General features: G+C 50.0%; 14 protein-coding genes. All 14 read right to left on the bottom strand.

The features are described 5' to 3' along the window. Positions 1 to 4 precede the first annotated feature (4 nt). Positions 5 to 2395: a CRISPR-associated endonuclease Cas3'' gene (locus tag H8S75_RS08445; RefSeq protein WP_187020732.1), complete on the bottom strand. Its 2391-nt coding sequence runs from the start codon at positions 2393 to 2395 to the stop codon at positions 5 to 7. A gap of 550 nt (positions 2396 to 2945) precedes the next feature. After that, the gene (gene rlmD, locus H8S75_RS08450; protein ID WP_187020734.1) at positions 2946 to 4316 is read right to left on the bottom strand and encodes a 23S rRNA (uracil(1939)-C(5))-methyltransferase RlmD; all 1371 of its coding nucleotides are present in this window, start codon (positions 4314 to 4316) and stop codon (positions 2946 to 2948) included. 155 nt (positions 4317 to 4471) lie between these two features. After that, positions 4472 to 4765, bottom strand: a complete 294-nt coding sequence (locus tag H8S75_RS08455) for a hypothetical protein (protein ID WP_002600022.1) — start codon at positions 4763 to 4765, stop codon at positions 4472 to 4474. A 306-nt stretch (positions 4766 to 5071) separates the two neighbouring features. Further along, positions 5072 to 7450 (bottom strand): ATP-dependent helicase, encoded by a 2379-nt coding sequence (locus tag H8S75_RS08460; protein WP_187020736.1) that lies wholly within the window; start codon positions 7448 to 7450, stop codon positions 5072 to 5074. Between the two features lie 25 nt (positions 7451 to 7475). Beyond that, positions 7476 to 8342, bottom strand: a complete 867-nt coding sequence (locus H8S75_RS08465; RefSeq protein ID WP_187020737.1) for a patatin-like phospholipase family protein — start codon at positions 8340 to 8342, stop codon at positions 7476 to 7478. A 198-nt stretch (positions 8343 to 8540) separates the two neighbouring features. Further along, a complete protein-coding gene (locus H8S75_RS08470; RefSeq protein ID WP_187020739.1) occupies positions 8541 to 10316 on the bottom strand; it encodes an ABC transporter ATP-binding protein in 1776 nt (591 codons plus the stop codon). After that, on the bottom strand, positions 10307 to 12034 hold the full coding sequence (locus tag H8S75_RS08475) for an ABC transporter ATP-binding protein (RefSeq protein ID WP_187020741.1): 1728 nt from the start codon (positions 12032 to 12034) through the stop codon (positions 10307 to 10309). Before H8S75_RS08475 ends, H8S75_RS08470 begins: the two co-directional genes overlap by 10 nt. 410 nt (positions 12035 to 12444) lie before the next feature. Continuing rightward, a complete protein-coding gene (locus H8S75_RS08480) occupies positions 12445 to 13392 on the bottom strand; it encodes a DUF5688 family protein (protein WP_187020743.1) in 948 nt (315 codons plus the stop codon). A gap of 434 nt (positions 13393 to 13826) precedes the next feature. Next, positions 13827 to 16913, bottom strand: coding sequence for a beta-galactosidase, LacZ type (gene lacZ / locus H8S75_RS08485; protein ID WP_187020744.1), 3087 nt, complete (start codon positions 16911 to 16913; stop codon positions 13827 to 13829). A gap of 83 nt (positions 16914 to 16996) precedes the next feature. After that, positions 16997 to 17830, bottom strand: a complete 834-nt coding sequence (locus H8S75_RS08490) for a carbohydrate ABC transporter permease (RefSeq protein WP_002600029.1) — start codon at positions 17828 to 17830, stop codon at positions 16997 to 16999. Further along, on the bottom strand, positions 17827 to 18723 hold the full coding sequence (locus tag H8S75_RS08495) for a carbohydrate ABC transporter permease (RefSeq protein WP_187020746.1): 897 nt from the start codon (positions 18721 to 18723) through the stop codon (positions 17827 to 17829). The genes H8S75_RS08490 and H8S75_RS08495 overlap by 4 nt, the downstream gene beginning before the upstream one ends. A 93-nt stretch (positions 18724 to 18816) precedes the next feature. Beyond that, complete coding sequence (locus H8S75_RS08500; RefSeq protein WP_187020748.1) at positions 18817 to 20205, bottom strand: ABC transporter substrate-binding protein; 1389 nt, start codon at positions 20203 to 20205, stop codon at positions 18817 to 18819. 99 nt (positions 20206 to 20304) lie between these two features. Beyond that, the gene (locus tag H8S75_RS08505; protein ID WP_187020749.1) at positions 20305 to 21861 is read right to left on the bottom strand and encodes a response regulator transcription factor; all 1557 of its coding nucleotides are present in this window, start codon (positions 21859 to 21861) and stop codon (positions 20305 to 20307) included. After that, positions 21858 to 23633 (bottom strand): sensor histidine kinase, encoded by a 1776-nt coding sequence (locus H8S75_RS08510; RefSeq protein ID WP_187020751.1) that lies wholly within the window; start codon positions 23631 to 23633, stop codon positions 21858 to 21860. Before H8S75_RS08510 ends, H8S75_RS08505 begins: the two co-directional genes overlap by 4 nt. Positions 23634 to 23662: the final 29 nt, after the last annotated feature.

A 23662-nucleotide genomic window follows, 5' to 3' on the forward strand; every position in this document is an offset into this window, starting at 1 on the left:
TAATTTAAACTATGAGATCTATCATTTCCCGCGGTATTATCTTGACTCCTGCCCATGGATCATAGTATTCGTCCTTTAATATAACCAATCCGGTCTCGCCCAGAGAATATAAAGCCTGCTCCCCGGCCAGCCGGTCAAAAATATGTTCATATAAATTTACACTGTATTGCTGGACTTCTTTTAAAAAGCTGATTTCCTCGCGGAGCGTATGACGATTTCCCAATTTTTCGATTAACTCTTTTCCTTTTCCTTTTCCATAGGGAACAATCACACTTTTTGTTTTCTGGTCGATGACCTGAAAAACTGTTCCTGACGTTCTAAAGCTTTGATAGAATCGTTTACTTAAATCAGCCAGCGGATTGTCCTCATCCCGCAAATTCCCGGCCGCGCACCGACATTCACGATTCATTGACAGCATCGTAACCAAATCCGAGTTCCACTTTTTATATGGATAATTTTCAACCTCTTTTGTATATATCTCCTCTTTGGCGAAATATTTTTTTATCATCTCCGGATTTCCCAGCTCATCCGGATTTTCCACATTACTAAGCAGGCTCATGCTGACTTCCTTGCCTTTCTGTATATCCGGCAAACGCCCCAGGCTCTCCTCAATAAGATTCCATATATATACCCTTCCTGTATCCGCTTCGCAGTTGCGGTTACAGCGCCCTGCTGCCTGAATCAGGCTTGGGATGCCTGCCAAACTGCGGATTACAATTGGAAAACTCACATTGATTCCCGCCTCGATCAAGGCTGTAGAAACACAGCAAACCAGGTTTTTCTCTAACAGCCAGGCTTTTATCCAACGTAATATCTCTTTCCGATGCTTCGGGCACATAAGCGTACTTAAGTGCACACACAATATCTCATCTTTCCTACAGTTTTTGGCACATTCTTTCAGCTTCTCATCCGAAAGGCCCTGCTGTATTTGCACCTGCTTATAATTTAAGGCATTCAGCCGTTCAGAAATCCCCTTGAAAATATTCCAAGCTGCATCCTTAGTATTTACAATCGCCAGCACTGAGGTTTTCTCCCGAATAAACACCGTGATGTCATCGGCAGCATCCTGATAAGTACGCGCCTTCATCTGTGAAATATAGAGCACTCTCTTTAAACTCTGGTATAGCATAGCCACATCCGGCACCAGTTCCTTCGTATCTAATCCAAGATTAGGCTGCGTAGCCGTACAGAGCAGCACTGTGCAGTTACAATACTGTACAAGAAATTGAAGCGCCCGCTTAAAGAGTTCCCGGCATTTTTTTGGCAGTGCCTGGATTTCATCAAAAATCAGGACTGCGTTTGCAAGGCGGTACATTCGCCTCGCCTTACCGTTCCCATGTTTAAACAGTGTATCTAAGAACTGTACTAGACTGGTCAAAATAATGTCGCTCTCCCAGCGTTCCGTCAGCCTGCGATGATTTTTCTCCTCTGTTTCATCCTCCGGTATGAGATTGGAATGATGCTCTAAAATAGATGGGTAGTCAGAAAGCGCCTCCCGGATATCTCCAGAATTTTGGTCCAGAATTGTGTTCATGGGGATGAGATAAAAAATCCTTTGCTGTTCGTTCTTTTTAGCCTGGGCAAGTGCAAATCGCAGGCTGGAATAAGTCTTACCGCCACCAGTAGGTACCGACAATGTGTAGATTCCTGGCCCATATTCTCCCGCAGTCCTGCACCAGTCCGATATGTCGCGCCTAATTTGGGCTAATCTCCCTTCTTTGGGGAACTGTTCAATATAGGCTTCGAGTTCAATCAGAAGCTTATCCCAATCAGGCTGGACTTCACGTGACGTTTCAAATGGATCGGCATCATATTCAAAGCACACGGAATCCCACCTGTCCGCATCCACGAGAATACTCAGCAGCAGTCGGGCAGACATTCCCCAGTTAAAAGAACGGCTGTCCAGGCCAAATTGTTTCAGCTCCTTACATGACTCTGCAAATAGCTCGTCCAATTCCTCCGCTGTTGCCACTTCCACGTAGAAATTAGCCACTGCCTCCCTATAATCACTCTCCGGCTGTTCTCTCAAGCCGTTTAAATAGGGGGACTCCCCAGAATCTGACAGACAGTCCGGCAAACCGGCATGATGACCATAGATACATAAAGAAATCAGCTGAGCCGCCTGCCTTTTCTCCGGGTCTGTCTCCCTCACCCACCATCGCCGATGAACATAAAGTGCACCCAAGCCAGCATGATTGGGATGTCTGCTTCCGGTGCCACGAAGATAACTCATCCAATCCGCGGTTCCTTTTCCCAGGTCATGCAACAGCCCTATTAATCTGGCCACCTTGCCCAGCCTTAGCTTTTCAGCAGCCTGGAAACATAATCCCGCCACATGGACGCTGTGTTCTTTCCAGTCCTGCTCTTTTCCATCGTCCCTTCTATGAGCAATCATTGCAATCACTCCTTTGCTGCTAATCTATATTTCTCATTATACTCCATCAGCTATGGATTTTCAATATTCTCTTTTAAACTCGAGTATTATATGAAATAAAATTTGATTTTATTCTTCAACTATGATATCATCTATGATGTCAAGACATTTTGCGGAGCTTGCGGATTGAAACGAGTTTAAAAGAGATATATACAAAAACCCCCTTATCTAAAACTTTAGCCCAGTGCCTTTTGTTTTAAATAAGGGGGATTTTCCTGTCTTATATCGAAAAACATCTCCTCCGCAGCCCTTGAGAATCAGTCCTTCCTGATTTGTCATCCTGCGTAACTTATCGGTTGTGATCTGCATGAAACTCTTCCTTCTTTTTTATCTATTAAAAAAAGCCAGCCCTTTTTCGATCTGGCTGACCTGAATTTTTACACCATATCCTCTTTTCCCCGTCTCACATCTATGAAAAGGCAAAAAAATCGGGGTCAAAAGCGGCCCTTTTTTACCCGATTTTTCCCTCGATTTTTCGCCAAAAACCACTATATCTTGTGGTTTAACCCTTCTATTTTCCTTCCAAACCACATTTCCGCATCATTATTACCACCTCGACATTCCCCGTCCCCGGAAACATATCCACCGCACAAACCTTCTCCACCTGATACCCTCTCTCCTGGAACACCGCCAGATCCCTCACCAGGCTCGTAGGCTTACAGGAAATATACACAATTCTCTTCACTCCATAGTCGATGATCTTCCCCAGCGCCTTCGGATGAATTCCGTCTCTCGGCGGGTCAAGAATAATCAAATCCGGTTTTTCCCCGATATCATCGATAACCTTCAAAACGTCTCCTGCGATAAACTCACAGTTATCCAACCCGTTCATCCGCGCATTCTCCTTCGCGGCCTCCACGGCCTCTTCCACGATCTCCACTCCGACCACCTTTTTGGCGATCGGTGCGATCATCTGTGCGATGGTCCCTGTCCCGCTGTATAAATCGAACACGACCATATCCTTCGTATCGCCAACATAACTTCTCGCCTTATCGTACAGCACCTCGGCCCCCAGTGAATTCGTCTGGAAGAAGGAAAACGGAGATATCTTAAACTTTAACCCCAGCAACTCTTCATAGAAATAGTCCTGTCCATACAGAATATCGGTCCTGTCATTCTTCACCGCATCGGACAGACTATCATTCCACGTATGAAGAATACCAACGATCCGGCCGCTTAACGGAAGGGAAAGCAGCAGCTCCGCAAATGGCTTCAAATCCGGATCCTCCTGGCTTGTCGTCACTAAATCCACCAGAATCTCCCCTGTCTTAACCGCGCGGCGCACCAGAAGATGGCGTAAATAACCCGTATGCTGCATCTTTTTATAAAATCCCAGCCCCAGCTTCTCAAAATACGCTTTAGAGGCCTTTAAAATCTCACAAAAATCCGGATTCACGATCTGACACTCTGTGGTAGTCACCACATCATAAAAGCTTCCGCGCCGGTGCATCCCCAGTGCCATCGGACCGTCCTTAAACTCATCGCCAAATGAGAACTCCATCTTATTACGGTATCCGCCGGACTGCGGACTTCCCAAAATCCCCTCAAACTCATAGGAATCGCAGACACTGTCCAGCAGGCTCTTAACCTGCTTTTCCTTTATCTCCAGCTGCTTCTCATAAGGGATTGTCTGGTAAATACAGCCGCCGCAGGCGCCGAAATGGACACACGGCTTTTCCGCGGTCTCCAGAGGTGACTTTTCCACCACCTCAACGATCTTTCCTTCCAGCCGTCCGCCCCGCTTCTTCGTAATCATCACGGACACCTTCTGTCCCGGAAGTGCATGCTTCACTGTAATCTTTCCGGATTCCGTCACCAGTGTCCCTTTATCCGGAAAATCGAATTTCTCTATAGTACCTTCATATATCTCGCCTTTTTTCACGTCATCTGCTCCTGTTCTCGTTTATTCCCGCAAGCAACGAGCCAATCATCCAACATCGTTCCTCACTGCCCTCATTCCTCACCGCTCCCGCCCCGACAGCGTCAAAAAGCGTGTCTCAATCGCTGAGGCACGCTTCTTTTTTCTAAATGTCCTTCTTACTGTTCAGAACCCTCGCCCGGTGTATCGTCTTCGAAGAAATCATCATCGAAATCATCGTCGAAATCATCTTCAAAATCCTCTAAATAATCCGGTGTGAAGAAACGGTAAACCGCATACGCAATGCCGGCGACTGCCGCTACAGCACCAATGATGGCAAGTATCCATAGAATACAGTTTTTCTTCTTTTCGTCTTCTTCTCTCTTGTGCAGCAACTCGTTCAGTCTGCTTGAATTCACGAGTTCCTCTACTCTGTTCATAGCTTCTTTGCTCATCGTATCGAATCTGTTCATATCATCCACGTCCTTTCTGAGAGCCTATTCCATAAAAAATATGCGGCAGAAACGAAATCTTTCTGTCTGTCGTTCTTATTATACCATCATCTTTATGCTTTTACTATCTTTTTTGATTATTTTTATTTATTTCAATTTTTAACCGGTTACAGTTCACTCCCCACCAGGGGCACCGCAGTCCGGTTCAACCGGGCTGCGGTGCCCCTGGTGGGGAGTGAACTGTAACTTTTAATCGTAATGCTTCAGATGGCTCACATTCTTGACCGGAAAGGCCAGTCGAGAAACCATATTCCCACGACCATCTGATCAGATCGGTTTCAGCTTCGCAAAGGACGCAAACATCTTCTTAATCCCCGCCTTGTCAAAACAGACGGTTACCTCGTAGTCTTTTCCGCCATCCTTTATCTCCACCACATTTCCCTCGCCGAACTTTACATGGCGGACGCGGTCGCCTTCCTTATAATCAAGAGCGCCTGATTTCTCTACGGTAAATGCCTTGCCAAACGCCGGTTTCTGAACCGGTGACGCAGTCTTTGACGCATAGGCATTGCTGCCCGGCCCGAAGCTGCTGACACCCGCGGCCTTATTTCCCCAGGTCGTCGGTCTCTGGCCGCCGGACGCACCGCCTCCGTTACCCGTTCCACCACTTCCGGAACCGCCCCAGGAGCTGCCGCCTCTGGCATTTCCTCCGCCCTGGCCCCAGGGCAGGTCACTGTCATCAAAGTCCGAAGATTTCCGGAACGGGGAAAGCCTCGGTTCCAGCTTATCACATTCCAGCAAATCGGCCGGAATCTCTTCGACGAACCGGCTGGTCTTTGAGTAACGGGTCTCCCCGTTGATCATTCGCTGTTTAGCTCCCGTCAGCATCAGGAAATCCTGCGCCCTGGTAATTCCAACGTAGCAGAGACGCCGCTCTTCCTCGATCTCCTCCTTGTCATCCGAGGAGATCGACATCATACTCGGGAACAGTCCATCCTCCATACCACTTAAATACACCCGCGGGAACTCCAGTCCTTTTGCACTATGTAAGGTCATCAGCGTCACCCTGTTTTCCGAATCATCCATCCGGTCCACATCCGCGACCAATGCAACCTCCTCCAGGAATTCGGAGAGTGTTCCCTCGTCGTGATCCCGCTCAAAACTGACCGCTTTGTTGATCAACTCCTCAATATTCTCTAAACGGGTCTGATACTCGATCTCGCCTTCCGCTTCCAGCTCTTTCTGGTATCCCGACTCATCCAACACATCCTCAATCAGCTCCCGGATCGAGTAGTCCTCATAGCGGATTCTCTCCCTGAAATCCTCGATCAGCGCCGTAAATTTGAGAATCTTATCCGCAGCCTTTCCAAGCCCCGGAACCGCCTGGGCGCGGCAAAATGCGTCATAGATACTGAAATCGTGCTCCGATGCAAACGCCTGGACCTTTCCCACGCTGGTGCCGCCGATCCCCCTCTTCGGAACATTGATAATACGAAGGGCCGACAGATCGTCCCTTCCGTTGTCAATCGTCTTCAAATAGGCCAGAATGTCCTTGATTTCCTTACGCTGATAGAAGTTTACACCTCCCACCATGCGGTAAGGCACATTGCGCTGAAGACATTTTTCCTCGATCAGACGGGACTGGGCATTGGTCCGGTAAAGAACCGCGCAGTCCTGGTAGCCGCATTCGCTGTTCTGAATATCGCGCACGATGGCGTCAGCTTCCTCCGCTGCCGTCTCAAACTGCTTATACTGCACCAGAGGCCCTTCCTCGTTAGCCGTCCACAGCGTCTTGGACTTTCTCCCCCGGTTGTGGCGGATCACCTCGTTGGCCGCGTTTAAGATATTCTGGCTGGACCGATAATTCTGTTCCAGCTTAATCACCGAAGCCCCCGGATACGACTTCTCAAAATTCAAAATATTACCGATATTGGCTCCCCGGAATTTATAGATGGACTGGTCGTCATCACCTACCACACAAAGATTTCTGTACTTACCGGCCAGCAGACTTACCAGCTTAAACTGTGCGGTATTCGTATCCTGATACTCGTCCACCATGATATATTTAAAACGCTCCTGGTAATAATCCAGGACCTCCGGATTGTTCTGAAACAGCTCCACCGTCTTCATGATCAGATCATCGAAATCCAGCGCATTATTCTTCTTAAGCTGGCTCTGATACTCCTTATATATCTGAGCCACCTTCTTCTGACGGAAATCGCCTCCCGCATTCAGTTCAAACTCCGCAGCCGTCACCAGTTCATTCTTAGCTGTCGATATAAAGCCCAGCATAGCCCTGTCTTTATAAAGCTTCGGATCGATCTCCAGCGTCTTTAACACCTGCCGCATCAGAGTCCTCTGGTCATCCGAATCATAAATAGTAAAATTCGTCGTATATCCAAGGCTCTCAATATGGCGTCTTAAGATTCTTACGCAGGAGGAGTGGAACGTACTCACCCAGATGCTCTCCGCTCCGAATCCCACGATCTTATCCACACGCTCTCTCATCTCTCCGGCCGCTTTGTTGGTAAAGGTAATCGCCAGGATATTCCACGGATTTACCCCCTTCTCCTCGATCAGATAGGCGATTCGATGGGTCAGCACCCTGGTTTTTCCCGAGCCGGCTCCAGCCAGCACAAGAAGCGGTCCTTCCGTATGGAATACCGCTTCTCTCTGTACTTCATTCAATGTATCGTAAATGCTCATAAACGTGTACCGTCATTTCCTTTCGTCAACCTGTTATTTCGATTCCCAGATATTTTTTGATATCCTCAAGCTGTTCCGTCGCAAGACGGCGCCCGTCTTCGTAGAGTGCTTCCAGCTTCTTTCTGTCCTGTTCCGTTCTCGACACAGTCACCGGTTTGTCGGGACGGATCACGTAGATTCTGCCCGCCTTTTCCAGTTCATCGATCTCTTCCTGCATCCGGTTGTACCGTTCCGGCGCCTCCTCCAGAGCCTTCAAAAGCCGGGGCAGCGGTTTAAAATACCGTTCATACGCCCGTCTCGTCCATTTATCCACAGGCTTTTTCCTGTAGCCCTGATTCCTGGTCAGTATGACAACTACCTTTTCATATCCCTCATCGATAGCCCTCTGATAGGCAATCGGCATAGAACAGCCGCCGTCCAGATATTTCTTCCCTCCCACATCGATCATACGCGACATAATAGGAAGGCTGCTGGAGGCCTTCACCGCCTCTATGAAATTCTCGCACTCCCCTTTTCCGAAATATTCCGGTTTTCCTGTCTTACAGCGGGTAGCAACCACTTCAAACCGCTGCTTCGACGCCTCAAAAGCCTCAAAATCAAATGGAATCAGCGTCTCGCTCAATTCCCCAAACAGAAAATCAAAATTAAAGATCGAACGGTTTTTCACCATACTGCGAAAGCTCATAAACCGTTTATCATTTACATAATCTAAATCCACCCGGATCGTTCTTCCGATCTGTTTGCTGATATAGCTCATTCCGCACATGGATCCCGCAGAAACGCCATTCACATAGGACATCTCGATCCCCTGTTCCATAAATACATCCAGCACGCCAGCCGAAAATACTCCTCGCAGAGAACCTCCTTCCAGTACTAATGCTCCTTCTGTCATGTCATTCACCTCGCATCCTATTTTATTGCATTTCACCCCGCGGGTCAATCCCTTTATGAAAATCCTCCCCTGTATCTACATTCAGTCTTCATTCCTTCATTCCATTCTCAGATTCCCAACACTTTCCCTTCGCGCTATTCCCCCTACACGAGTTTCCCCGTCATATTGCGTTTTTTACCAGCGAAGCCAGTACACAGCCTACAGAAACTGGCTCTGATACAGCTGATAATAAGCCCCTCTCTTCTCCATCAGCTCCTCATGGCTTCCGGCCTCCATGATATTGCCCTGGTCGATCACGAAAATCCGGTCGGCCTTTCTTATAGTAGAAAGGCGATGGGCAATGACAAAGGACGTACGCCCTTTTAAGAGCGCCTCAATGCCCTTCTGCACCAGCAGCTCCGTGTGAGTGTCGATGCTGGAGGTGGCCTCATCCAGAATCAGGATGCCCGGCTTCGACAGCATGGTTCTGGCAAATGCCAGCAGCTGCCGCTGGCCGATGGAGAGCCGCGCTCCCCTCTCACTGATCTCGGTGTCATAGCCGTGCTCCAGCTTCATGATGAAGTCATGGGCGTTCACCGCCTTGGCAGCTTCGATCATTTCCTCGTCCGTGGCATCCAGGCGGCCGTATTTAATGTTATATTTAATGGTACCGGAAAACAGGAAATTGTCCTGTGTCATGATCCCCATCTGGCTTCTCAGACTCTTCAGCGTCACCTTCCTGATATCGTAGCCGTCAATCAGTACCCGCCCGTCTGTCGCCTCGTAAAAACGGCTGAGCAGATTCACAATCGTCGTCTTGCCCGCTCCCGTGGGGCCTACCAGCGCGATGGTCTCCCCCTGGCGTATATGGAAGTTTACATCCTTAAGGATCATGCGTTCCGGCTCATCATCATACGCGAAGGAAACGTGTTCAAAATCCACTGTCCCCTCAATATCCGGCAGTTCCTCCGCTCCCTCACAGTCACGGATTCCCGCTTCCGTATCGATGATGTCGAAAATACGCTCCGCCGCCGATATGTTGGTTGTCAGCTTATTATAAAAATTGGCAAGGTTCCGGATCGGACTCCAGAACATGGCAATATAGGTAGAAAACGCGAGAAACGTACCGATGCCGACCTCGCCCACACCGATGATGCGGATGCCGATAAAATACAGCAGAAATCCGCCGAGCCCCCAGGTGATCTCCACCACCGGGCCGAATCCGTCCGCCACAACAACGGCGTCGATAAATGCCTGGTAATGCTGCTTAACCAGATCGTAAAACACGGCTCTCGTCTCCCGCTCCGCCGCAAAGCTCTGAATCACCCGGATACCGGAAAGATCCTCATGCACGTAGGCATTTAAATTAGAAGTCTTTTTTCTGTAGATCTGCCACCGCTTATGGGCCGTCGTCTCAATGACCAGCATTCCCACCACCAGAATCGGGAGGGTCAGCAAGGCCGCCATGGCCAGCCGGTAGTTCTTAATCAGCATGATGACCGCGACGCAGACCACGGTAATTAAGTCCGGAATCAGCTGAGTCACGCTGTCTGACAGCACATCCTTTAAGGAATTCACATCTCCGATAATTCTAGCCAGTATTTTTCCGGTGGGACGGCTGTCGAAAAATCCGAAGCTCAGCGTCTGAATATGGCGGTACAGCTCATCTCTGATATTTAGAAGGACCTGGTTTGACACGTCCGACATGATGTACATACGGATCTTGGTCCCCACCAGGAAAAAAAGAAACATGACCACGGCCAGAGCCCCCAGCTTCAGAAGTCCCTTCACATCTCCGGACGCCACACAGACGTTGATGGCATACTCCATCATAATGGGCGTCGCCATGCTGATGGCAATGGTTCCAGCCATAATGAGAAGCACTACCGATATTTGCTTTTTATAGACCAGAAGGTACTTAAACAATCGGATGAGCGTATCCTTTTTCAGTACTTCCTTCTGTTCTTCGTCGATTCTGCTTGTATTTACTGACATGACTGCTCCTCCTCTCCATACTGTACCTGATAAGTCCTGTAATACTGCCCCTTTTTCGCCATCAGCTCCTCGTGGGTGCCGCGTTCTATGATTCTTCCGCCCTCCAGAATCAGAATTTCATCCGCATGGCGGACGGCGGAAATCCGGTGGGCGATGATGATCTTGGAACTGTCCTTCTGCGTCTTTAAACGGCGCTCAATCTCCTTCTCTGTCTCCATATCGAGTGCCGACGTGGAGTCATCGAGGATCAGAAGCGGCGTTCTCTTTGCGATCGCCCTGGCAATACTGATTCTCTGCTTCTGGCCGCCGGAAAGTCCGACGCCCCGCTCTCCAATCACGGTATCGTACTTTTCTCCCAGATTCATAATGAAATCATGGGCCTCCGCGCAGATGGACGCTTCCTCCACGCTCTCCCACTCGGTTGCATCCCGGTTTCCAGTCTTAATATTGTCCGTGATCGTGTCGGAGAACAAGAATACATCCTGCATAACCACCGTGGTCTGGCTCCTTAAAAGAGTCAGCGGCAGCTTCCGGATATCGATGCCGTCCAGCAGAACTTCTCCGTTTGTCACGTCGTAGAATCTCTGGGTTAAATTGACGATGGAGGTCTTTCCGGAACCGGTCACCCCCATGATTCCCAGCGTCTTTCCCTTCGGCAGGGTAAAATCGATGTCTGTCAGAATCCTCGAACCATATAAATCAAAATCCACATGCTTGAACTGAAGCTTTCCCTCGATCTTTTCAGGAACTACAGGCGCCTCCGGTTCCTTGATGTCCGGCTTCTGGGCCATGATCCGTTTGATCTTCTTATTGGAAGCCATGGCCGCAGCAAAATCATTGCTGAGCCAGCCAACCATCTCCATCGGCCAGATAATATTGTTGGCGTACTCCGAAAATGCGCCCAGTTCTCCGATGGTGATCCGTTTCTGAATTACCATGATGCCGCCGACTACGATGATCGCCATCAGCATCACCTTGGAAAGAAAGGAGACATTGGGCTGATACTTTACAATCAGCTTTGCCTGCTCCATATTTAAATCGTAATACCGCTTGTTGTGGCGTTTAAACCGGTCAATCTCATAATCTTCTCTCGCAAACGCCTTCACGGTCCGCACGCCCGCTAAATTCTCCTGGGCCACGGTGTTTAGCTCCGCGGTCTGCTCACTGATCTTGTCGTAGACCTGGCCGAGACCATTCTCCATCTTTAAGCCGTACCAGGCGATTACCGGCATAACGAGCAGCGGAATCACCGTCAGCACCGGGCTTAAGCGGAACATGCAGGTCATGATAATCACTGTGTGAATGGTACATTCGATGATCAGCATTCCGACAAATCCCATGGCATTCCAGATTCGGTCCACATCGTCCTTGACACGCGCCATCAGCTCACCGGTGTTATGGCTGTCGAAATATCCCATGGACAGCGTCTGGATATGGTCGAAAAGATCCTTTCTCAAGCTGCTCCCGATCCCCGACGCCGAATAATCAAAGATAAATTCCTTCATGTACTGGAAAATGGCTCTTCCAAAGCCGATTCCCAGAAGCCCCAGCAGCAGGCGCATAAGCATCTCCATCTTGCCGCCGACGATGACATCGTCAATGATGTATCTCGTAATCTGAGGCGACACCGCATCCAGCAGAATACTCACTACCATGGCCGCTATGGCCACCACATACAGGATCCCGTACTTTTTTACATACTTCCCTAAATTCCTCATGTTGCTCCCCCTTTGTCTATACTGTGCCATATCAAGTCAATCGCAGTCCTAAAACGCGTTAAAAATTGCCTGGTCTGCGAATTACCGCAAAAAACAGGAAAAAGCCGTCAAAAACAGCAAATTGCGGCTTTTGACGGCTTTTCACCATAAAAATAACCGCAGTCCAGTTCAGACTGCGGCATAGTTACTCAAATTCAAATAGCAAACTGACTTCCATACGAAATAATGGCTGACCAGAGACCGAATTCTTTACTGAGGCAGACTGACTGATTGTTATTGTTTATAATTCCACTGCTAATTGTACGAGATTTCATATTTCTGCCTCCTTTTCCTTTAATCGGTAATCTAAATACTAGAATACTGCCACTTTTCCGTTCTGTCAAGCACTTTCTGTTTTTCATGATCGGCTCTCAATATTCCAGTACAACTTCGATCCTGTCTTTCCCGCGGTTGTAATAGTAAACCTTCTCAGATAAAAAGTCGTCATCCGACGGCATCTCCCTGTTAAGATCCTTTAAACTCTCCCGTATCGTCTCCGGATAAACCTTTTCACAGTTATGGATCGCTGCCTCGTGCATGCTGGTAAACGCGATGTACAAATCGTTCCCCATCATTTCTCCCAGCCGCTTCGCCACGCCAGGCAGAAAGATGGCCACCGCTCCGTTGATCTGACTCTTAGTCGTGACGAACGTGGCGCAGGCGCCGCCATCCATACGGACGCTGCTATCCCGTTCCATAAAAATACCGTAGTCCTCATCCTCAAACCGTTCGACGTCCAGCCAGTTGAAGAGACGCGGCGGAAACAGCCTGTATGTATTCTCCATGGCGTCCTTCATCACCTGTTCCCGGATTCTGTTCCATCCGTCAAATACCACCTTCGGCACCATGGAGCTCGTGTACAGTCCGCTGAAATTCCCGATGCTCACATAGAGTGTCAGCGCAATATCCCCCGTCACCTCGCAAACGCCTTCTTCCAGCTTCTCTGCATTCTTCTCATAGTTCAGAGGGCGGATAACCAGATACTCCCGAATGGACTCATAATCCTCCATATGCCCCAGCGGACTGCTCTTCTCAATCTCCCGGCATCGTTCCAGACAGTCGGAAGCCTCTGACAGCAGCTCCTCCATGGTTTTCCCCAGCCGGAAATCCTGGTAGATCTCCGCCATATGGAACCGCTGGATATGGATCCCGGGACCGTCCCCTCTCAACTCCACCACCAGTAAATCCTCCGGTTCTTCTTCCTCACTGTCTTTTTGCAGCGTAACCTTCGCGCCCCACTCCTCTGTCATCAGAATCAGAAACGCCCGAAACTGCTCCACAAACTCCAAATACTCTTTTGTTTCTCTCTCTTTTTTCATCGTGCATTGCCCTTCTCTTTCTTAAATTTCCTGTAATCATGAGAATTTCATGGATTAAAGGATTTGTAAGGGAATTTAAAAATGCCCGGCATTTCGTGGAAATACGCGCAGCCCTCCACCATCAGGAATGCGGGAAAACGCGCAACCGTATGATTCTATCTTTTATTATACGTTTTAAGCGTGAAAATTACAATACTGGAAACAGATTGCCGAACCGGCAGAACAGAATCAGAACTTCAGAATGATATTATTATAAACCGGAACTCCGGCTCTGTCAATGACAACCGGCTCCTGCGCCCGTATATTTTTCTTGCAGTTCGCAGCCCTGTCAACCCCTGAACTGCAGCCCTTTTTCGACAGGCTTCGTCATATCAGACGGCCGGCGCGTTCCCCGCGGCCGGCCGTCTGTCACTGCTATCTAATCTCTCTCAATTCTAATCTCTCCCAATTACAAAGCTGAAAGTAATGTCGTGTTCACCGCTTACACAGTATTCCGGATAAACCGGCGCGCCCCAGCTGTCATCTCCGCCGACGCCCCGCATGGCCGCCAGAATCGTTACGACCGTATACCGCGGCTGCGGCAGTTCCTCCAGGTGAGCGGCATGCTCCAGCTCCTCCGCCGTATAAGGAAGAACCGATCCCTCAAAAGGACGCCCCTGCGCGGTAAACCGAATGCTGTGTCCCGCTCCGTCCGTCACCTTCATCCATCGGATTTCGGTGCGGTTTCCACATTCCTGCGGAACGAGATAGCGCGATACGCTGTTTGCCGCCGTATCCTTAAAGATTCCGAGGCGTGCGCCTGCGTTTCTGTCACGGTAATTCTCCTCCGGTCCCCGGCCGTACCACTCGAAATCACCGCCCGTTCCGCTGATGCGGAATCTCATGCCGAACAGCGGCAGCTCCGGCAGTCCTTCGCGTCCGAAGTAGTGAGCCGTGGTTTTAATCCGGCCTTCTCTGTCCACCTCGTAAACGACCTCCGTCACAGTCTCAGGAACCGTTGGCAGGCGGTAGGTATACGCGACACGAACGCTGTCTTCCCCTTCTTCCACCACGCAGTTTTTGCTGTCGTAAAGCGGAAAGCTTCCGGCGCCGTACCAAGCGGCACTGGATACGGAGAATTTATTGCCTCTGTCGTTATCCGTAGTCGCTCTCCAGTACACAGGCATGGGAATCTTCCCAATCCACTCCCGGCCGTCATAGACGAGGGATACAATGCCGCCCTCCTGCTTCGAGAATATTATGTGGAAGCCATTTCCTTTCACACCAATATTTACATCACCGTGGATAACAGTGAACGGAAGGCGGTCGTTATCAGTGTGATACTCTTCAACGAAGTTCTTACCAATACAAGTCTCACCAACACGGTCCTCACCAGCTCCGCCAGCGCCAATCACCCGGCTGCTTTCCCCGAAAGCCGTCTCATACCCGGCATCAGCCCACAGCTCCGCTCTCTTTTTCACCGCGGACACCTGATACACGTACTCTCCCGGCTCTGTAAATGCAGGAGCCGCCACGCTCACATACTCCCGCTCTCCCGGATTTACCCGGGCACAGAATTTCTCCGTATGGATGGGTTCGCCATTCCTTAGAGCCAGCCAGATGAATTCTAAATCGGAAGTGTCGGTAAACAGTCTCCTGTTTTCGATCTCCACACCGCAGGCATCCGGAATCAGCCTCAGATCCTGATAGAGGTACTTCACTTCCTGTGCCTTCGGCGAAATGGTTCTGTCCGCGTAGACGATTCCATTGCCGCAGAAATTATAATCAGTCGGCCTGTCGTCAAAGTCCCCGCCGTAGGCCATATGCAGGACGCCGTCCTCGTCGGCCTTCATCAGAGCCTGATCCACATAATCCCAGATGAAACCGCCCTGATACATGGGATACCGGTCCTCCAGCGAGGTGTATTTCTCCATGCCGCCCAGAGAATTGCCCATGGCGTGCATATACTCACACAGGATAAACGGCTTCTCCGGTTCCTGGTTTAAATACTCCTCCACCTCCGCGGGCTTTGCGTACATGCGGCTCTCCATATCGCTGGTCTCATTGAATTCCCGGTTCCAGAAGACGCCCTCATAGTGAACCAGCCTGGACGGATCCCTCTCCTTGAAATACTTCGACATGGCGAGGATATCTTCGCCCGCGTACGATTCATTTCCACAGGACCAGATCAGTACGGACGCGTGATTCTTATCCCGCTCCAGCATGGACTTTGCGCGGTCCACCACGCACTCCTTCCACTCCGGAAGGCTTCCCGGCACGTTCCAGGAAGGTTCGCAGGCCCCCATCTTCTGCCAGGAGCCATGGCTCTCTAAATTCGCCTCGTCGATCAGATAGATCCCATACTCATCACAGAGCTCATACCATCTCGACTGGTTGGGATAGTGGCAGGTACGGACCGCATTGATGTTGTGGCGCTTCATGAAACGAATATCCCAGATCATGTCTTCTTCCGTGACGGCGCGTCCTCTTTGCACATCGAACTCATGACGGTTGATTCCGCGGAACACGATTCGTTTCCCGTTTAAGCACATGAGGCGGTCTTTCATCTCGAAGCGGCGGAAACCGAGTTTCTGGGGAACGATCTCCACGATCTCTCCGTTTTCGTCGTACAGAATAACGGTCAGCGTATAGAGATAGGCATCTTCCCCGCTCCACAGATGAACCTCCGGCACCCTGCCCGCAAAAGATGTGTTCTCCCCGGCAGGCATGCGATCCCAGACAGCGGCGGTATTCCCTTCCCGGTCGGTCAGCATAGCCGATACACTGCCCTTCCTGTTTCCTTCCAGCGTTAAATCCACCGTGAGTTCTCCGGTCTTTAAGTCTTCCTGGACGCCTGGGCGGACAAAGATGTCCCGCACATGGCATTCCGGAACCGCGAAAAGATACACATCCCGGAAAATACCGGAGAACCGGAAGAAATCCTGATCCTCGATCCAGCTGGCGCTGCTTCTCTTATAGACCTCCACCGCCAGTCGGTTGACCCCATCCTTTACGAAATCCGTGATTTCAAATTCGGAGGGCGTAAAGGAATCCTCGGAGTAGCCGGCGAAGCGGCCGTTTACCCATACGTAAAAGGCACTCTCCACCCCCTGAAAGGACAGAAACAGCCTCTTATTCTTCAGGGCCGCGTCCGTCTCAAACTCCTTCACATAGCTTCCAACAGGATTATCATCCCAGTCCACATGGGGAGGCTTAAGCTCCGAGTGACCCTCCCACGGATACATCGTGTTAATATACTGACATTTTCCATATCCCTGCAGCTCTATATGGCCGGGGACCGTAATTTCTCCAAAATCACCGAGACTTCTCTCAGGCAGATAAAAATCCTTTTTCCGCTGCTCCGGCTTCGGGGCATAGGAAAATTTCCACGTTCCGTTTAGGGACTGACGCAGCTTCATGATGCCGCTGTCCGCCTCCTCCCTGCTCTCATAGAACCGGTGGTCGGAATGCGCCTCCAGACGGTTTACCGCAAACACCTCCGGATTTTCAAGCCAGGCTAAATCGGCATGATAGTGATCCATAAGTACATCCTCCTTTTTCACGTCTATTATAGGGCCGTCCGGCAAAAGAATCCATCTCTTTTTTTACGATTTTCTGCACTTTCTTACTCTTTGACAGCACCGGCCGCAATTCCTGCCAGGATGTATTTCTGGAAAAACAGATAGATCACAATCGTCGGCAGCATAATGATGATGATTCCTGCCGCCAGATTCTGCCAGGACCCCTGCTGCGCATTGGCATAATTCATCAGGAACGTGGTCAGCGTCCGCAGCTTGTTCTTCGGCATATAGAGATATGGAATGTACATGTCGTTGATGATGGTAATCGCCTTGATAATCACGACCGTAGCTGTGGCCGGAGCCAGCAGCGGGAAGATAATCCTCGTAAACAGGCCGAAATACGAACAGCCATCCAGCAGGGCGCTCTCATCTAAGGATACGGGAAGCGTGGAGATGAACTGGCGGTAAATGTAAAGCTGCATCAGGTCTGAAGCCACATAGATGACGATCGGCGCTCCCAGTGTGTTATACAGCCCCAGGCCGTTGATGATCTTGAAACGGGCGATCTCTGTGACGAAGCTTGGAATCAGCATCCCCAGGAAAAACAGGCTCATGATCAGATTTTTGAACCGGAATTGAAACCGTTCAAGAATAAACGCTGTAATCGTACCGAACAATACGTTGAAAAAAATACTGAAAACGAGTATGATTCCCGTATTTTTAAAGCCAATCAACAGGTATTTGTCCCCCAAAACCTTCTGGAAATTATCCGTGGTCACACGGCTGAACGGAGGCAGTAGCAAGGGAGATGTATTGACCATATCCGCCTTCGTCTTAAACGCGGCAAACAGGGTTAAAAGGATCGGCGCCAGCACGATGGATACCATGCAGAGGCAGATCACCTGTTTTACAATTTGCTGCAGTGTACGCTGTTTCATCCTTTCTTCCCTCCTTTTAAAACGACTCCGTGGATGATCTTATTCTGAACCACGTAAATGACGACGATCATGAGCATAATAGCCACCGCCATGGTGGATGCCAGACCGAAGTTGCTGTATTTGAACGCCGTATCGATGGTATAGAGTGTGAAGGTCGAAGATGCATATCCCGGGCCGCCGCTGGTCATGACGTAAGGAATATCGAATACCTGAAGCGCGCCGCGGATATTGTCAAACAGGACGAAATCCACCATCAGCATAATGGCAGGTATCTGAATGTATTTGAACATCTGCCATGCGCTCGCTCCGTCAACTCTGGCCGCCTCCTGTACATCCTGGGGAAGGGACTGGAGCGCCGCCATGAACAGGATCACGTGATAGCCGGAGAAACGCCATAAGGACACTCCCGCCAAGACAAAGTTCACAATCTTCGGATCGGAAAGCCAGTTTCTGATCAGCGGTTCTAAGTGAAACAGGGTGAGGATCTCATCGAAGGCTCCGTTGATCGGTGAAAAGAAGTAGGAAAATGCGTAGGAAATCGCCACGCCGTTGATGATATAAGGCATGAAGACCATGGTCTTATAGAATTTTGAGGCGCGGAGCTTTGAGGTCAGCAGGACGGCAAACATCAGCTCAACGGGGATAAAGAGCAGATGGCCGAAGAAATAGACCGCGTTGTTTCTCAGTGACTGCCAGAGATCCTTGTTTTTCAGCATGTCAAAATAGTTGCCGATGCCGATGTAATCGTATGTCTTCGAATAGCCGTCCCAGTTGGTGAAGCTCATTCGGATCAGATCGAAGGCCGGAACCACCACGAAACCGATAAGCAGGGCCATGGGGATTACCAGGGAACTGGTGATAAATATCTTTTTCTGTCTTTCCAGTGAATTCATAAACTACCTCCCGGATTGTATTGATTTTACGGAATTTTGGGTATAAAAAGGATGGGGCGTCTGTACGGAAACCCCATCCCCTGTTACAAAGTCTTATTTAATTCCAAGTTTTGTTCTTGCTTCCGCCCATTTTGTATTCAAAGTATCGAGTTCTGTCTTTAAATCAAAACCTTCCGTAAACATCTGAGCTCCCAGTTTCTTGTAATCGAAGGCGATCTCATTCTGAATTGCCTGGAAATCATCTCCGCCGCCGTCGTACATAACCAGTTCCATATCTGGCTGCAGCGCGTCTGCTTCTGCCAGGATCGGATCTTTTTCCTTCGGGAAATTCGTCATGGAGGAGGCGCTGGTTACGTAGTTGATATATCCCGGATACCAGTCTTCACTGTAGAACCACTCCACAAATGCCTTTGCCAGCTCCGGATTCTTGCTGTGAGTCGTCACGCCCATGAAGGAGTCGCCCTGTACGATCACGCGGAACGGATCATCGGTGGTATTTCTGACCGGAAGATAGAAGGTTCCCAGTTCGGAGTAGTCGTCCGTACCGGTCTGAATGTTCTGTAAGCCCCAGTCTCCGAGAGCCAGGATCGCCGCTTTCTTCTGTGCAAACAGCGCTGTTACCTGATCGTTGCCCATGCCAAGAGGATCTTTTCCAAACACGTTCATATTGAAGAGTTCATTGACCTTCGTATAGGCCTTGTTGATATCCGTGCCTTCTGCAAACGGCGCATCGGTCTTTGCCATATCGTTCCAGTTCTGGCCGTTTCCGCCCTCTAATGCAGGCATAAATTCCATATAAGGGTAATCCGGCCATTCATCCTTCGCTCCCAGGGCGATCGCCATGAAATCCGGGTTTTCTTTTCCGTAGTAATCCTGAAGTGTCTGAGCCGTCTGCTCGAATTCACTCCATGTCGTCGGCACGGTCACACCGGCTTCCTTAAACATGTCTTTCCAATAAAATACGTATTCGTAACCGGCTGTCATCGGAACGCCCAGGATCTTGCCGTCCATGGCGTAGCCTGCCGCCAGCTCATTGTTCTTCGCCGCGTCCAGATCCGATAAATCAACCAGATAATCTTTGAATCTCGATAAGGTAAATGGTTTGTTGAACATTACGTCCGGAAGCTGGTTGGCGGAAGTACGCATCTTCATGGCGTTCCAGTACTCAGAATCGTCCTTGATTTTCTCTACTTCGATTTCCGCATCCGGATACTTCTCCTGAAACTTGCCTACCATATCGTTCTGATCAATGTAGTCCATCAGGTTGTTGTCCCAGATAGCAAATACAAGGCTTCCCTTTAAATCTGCCTTGGCCGCCTCCGTCTCAGGAGCCGCAGTTGTATCCGCCTGTCCGCCTGCTGCCGTTGTCGTGTCGGCTGCCGGTGCCTTTTCTGTCTCTTTCGAGGATGCAGTGGAGCAGCCTGTCGCTGATCCCACCAACATAGCCGCGCAAAGTCCTAATGCCGCAATCTGTTTCTTCATGTTTCTTACCTCCCTAGTTTGTTGATGATTAAAGTCTACCATTTTCTTCCACGCATCTCCATGAACTAAGGTTTGAAAACTTGATATATCGTTAGGTCTTTATTTTCGGTAAGCGCCCGGGCTGACCTGGCAGATCTTTTTAAATACCCTTGTAAAATGTTCCACACTGTTGTACCCCACGCTCTGGCTGATCTCATAAATTTTCAAATCGGTCTGCTCCATCAGCTCCCTAGCCTTCCGGATCCGCACCTCCGTTAAGTAGTTGCTGAAGGTCATCCCCTCCTCCTTCGTAAATCTGGAACTGAAGTATTTCTCATTTAAGCCCACATACCCGGCCACGCTTCCCAGTGTCAGCTCCGGGTTGGCGTAGTTGTCCATAATAAAACGCTTCGCCCGGCTCATCATATCCGCCTGACGCCGGTCGTTCTGATGGGCCGCGTAATCCATCACCCACCGGAAATAATTGTTGAGCCACAGCTCCAGACTCCCCATCTCCCCGAGGCGTCCGATCTTCTCGTAATAATTCACCTTTTCCGCAAACAGCGCGCCGATATCGTCATGGCTCTCGTTCAGGATCCAGGCCAGATTACAGATAAGATAGAGAAGTTCCTGCTTTGCCGAGGAAAGCCCGCTCCGGTAGAACGCCGCAATAAGCTTCTGCTTCTCCTCCGAAACCGCCATCTCATCCGCGGTCAACAGCCCCACCGCCAGACGTTTATACCGTACGAAGGCGTCCTTTGCCGCCAGATAATCCACGCTTCCCCTCTCCCACGGGCTGCATACCGCCGCCTTTCCCTTCAGCCAGTGAAGGGAGAGCCATCCGCCTGCTTCCTCGAACCTGGCGAGGAAATCTCCCGCCCCGTTTCCCTTCGTACTGATGCCCGCGGAGACTGGAAGGTTTAAGAAATTATTCCAGACACTGCACAGCTGTCTGCATGTGGAGACCACATTGTCCTGGTACTGGGCGCCATCGGAGATCCGGTAGAACATCACATAGCGGGAGGGCGAGATCGTCCCCAGCACGCACCGGGAAGCGACACGCGGAATCTGAGCCGCGAACTCCAGCAGAGGCCTGATCAGTTCTCCCTCAAAGTCGCCGGAAAATCTCCCGGCATGCTTCTGAAATTCATCGATCTCAAACTGCACCACCAGGTAGTCTCCATCAAAAAATGATTCATCCAGCGCACATCTTCCCATGGCCATGGCGCTCAGGCGCTCGGAGTCGGATATCGTTTCCCAGCTTTCTTCCGCACCGGGCTGTCTTCCGGCCTCGTCTTCACTCTCCCATTCCCCGCTCAGCTTTTCCAGCATATTTTTCAGCAAATCCCCGTTTAGGTCGGCTTTAAGCAGATAATCACAGGCGCCGAGCCGGAAGGCATCCCGAACCAGCTTAAAGTCGTCGTATCCGCTGAGCACCAGAACCTTCGGCATCACTTCAAAACGGCTGACTGCCTCCAAAAGCCCGATCCCGTCGAGAACCGGCATCTTCATATCGCTGATAATTAAATCCACGGTGTGATCCTTTAAATATGCCAGCGCCGCCTCACCATGGATGGCATCCGCCACTATCTGAAAGCCCATTTCTTCCCAGTTAATAAGAGAACGAAGGGTAATTCGGATGATGGTGTCGTCGTCTACTATTAGTACCTTCCTCATATATGCTCCTCCTTCGTCTCCGCCGGCATACGCAGCACCGTCTCCGTATACTTCCCGACCTCACTCCGAATCTTCAGTGCACATTCTTCTCCGTAATTTAAAACGAGGCGTGTGTTGACATTGGTCACTCCGATGCTCACATAATCTTCATTTCCCGCAGTTTCATTCGACAGGAGCCGGCGGATCTCCTCCTCCGTCATTCCCTTTCCATTGTCACGGACCGTTATATACAGATATGTGTCCTCAAGACGGGCCTTCACCGTAATCAGCCCCAGTTCCTCTTCCAGTCCGGAAAAGCCGTGAACGATGGAATTCTCCACAATCGGCTGGAGAATCAGCCTCGGAACCATGCACGCACCGCAATTCTTCCCGATCTCGTATTCGATCTCGAAGCCGTCGGAGTAACGGATCTTCATGAGGTAGATAAAGCCGTCCAGCACCTCCAATTCCTCGTTTAAAGTATAGAAACCGACATTGCTCCGGAACGAGCAGGACAGAATCTTAATTAACGCCTCCGCCATCCTGGCAATCGCCTCATATCTGGAAACCTGCGCGATAAAGCGGATAGAATTTAACGAATTTACCAGGAAATGAGGGTTGATCTGCGACTGCAGCGCCCTTATCTCCGCCTCGTGCTTCTTCTGCTGTTCCTCCTCATTCTCCTGAATCAACTGCTTCAGCCGCCTCGTCATGCGGTTGAAGGAATGAATCATGACACGCAGCTCAGCCTGTCCTACAGGCACCACATGGACATCCAGCCTGCCCTCTTCCACCAGCCTCATTCCTTCCACCGTATTGTGGATGGGGTCGATGATATTCTTTAAAAAGTAACTGGAAAATATATAGAACAGTCCAAACAGAACGACCGTTACCGCCACGATCGCCGCGGCAGTCCGGTTGAAATCCCGTGTCAGCAGTTCGGAATCGACCACACTGACAGCGAGGAGTCCCGATACCGGCTCCTCTGAAATGACGTAAACGTAATTTTTTCCGTCCAGTTTATGGTGCAGTTCCGTCTCTCCTCCTGAAACAATCTCCGGAATAAAGAAACGCATGCCGTCGTCCACATCAAAGACCGGCGTTCCGTCGGGATTTAAGAGCATGGTAATTCCCAGCAGCTTCTCTTTGTTGTACTCCTTAATTAAGTTTCCCGTATGGGAAGAGACGAACAGGGCGGCCATCTCCACCACATTATCACGGTCCACGTCGATACCAGGGGAAAGCCCGGCCACTATGGTCAGCGTGTGCCCCTTTCTGGAGGTCGCTACGTTCCTGTCGTAGAAGCCGACCTTAACCATGTTCTTATCGTTCAAGGCCTGCTGATACCAGCCCGATGACTTAATCTCTTCATCCGGAAGAATGATATCGTCCTTCATATAGGTAGATCTCCCATCCTTCATATAAAAGATGGCGGACAGAATATCCTGTACCGGAACCATGGCAAAGTTAAAGGATTCCGACAGCTTAATCGTCGCGCTGTAGCGCTTCGCAAAGTCCTGCGTATCAGTCATCGCCGCTATTTTCATGATTTCGTTGTCATTGACATAGACAAAATGGGACAGCCGCAGGGAGACATCCTTCACCTCGCCGCCCAGTGTGGCAATGATATTGTCCTGGGCGCGCTTAATGCTGCGGGTCGCGGAATCGACCATCATCGTGCGGATGATGGCGCTGGAAATGAGGATGATAAGCAGAATGGGGATGACAATGAGGGCGAGAAACGTGTGATAATAAGAAGCCTTTAAATTCTTCTTTTTATTCAGCCACATCATGTCCCGCCCTCCGGTTCTGCCATTTTTTG

This window comes from Hungatella hominis (assembly GCF_014288005.1).
GTDB lineage: Bacteria > Bacillota > Clostridia > Lachnospirales > Lachnospiraceae > Hungatella > Hungatella effluvii.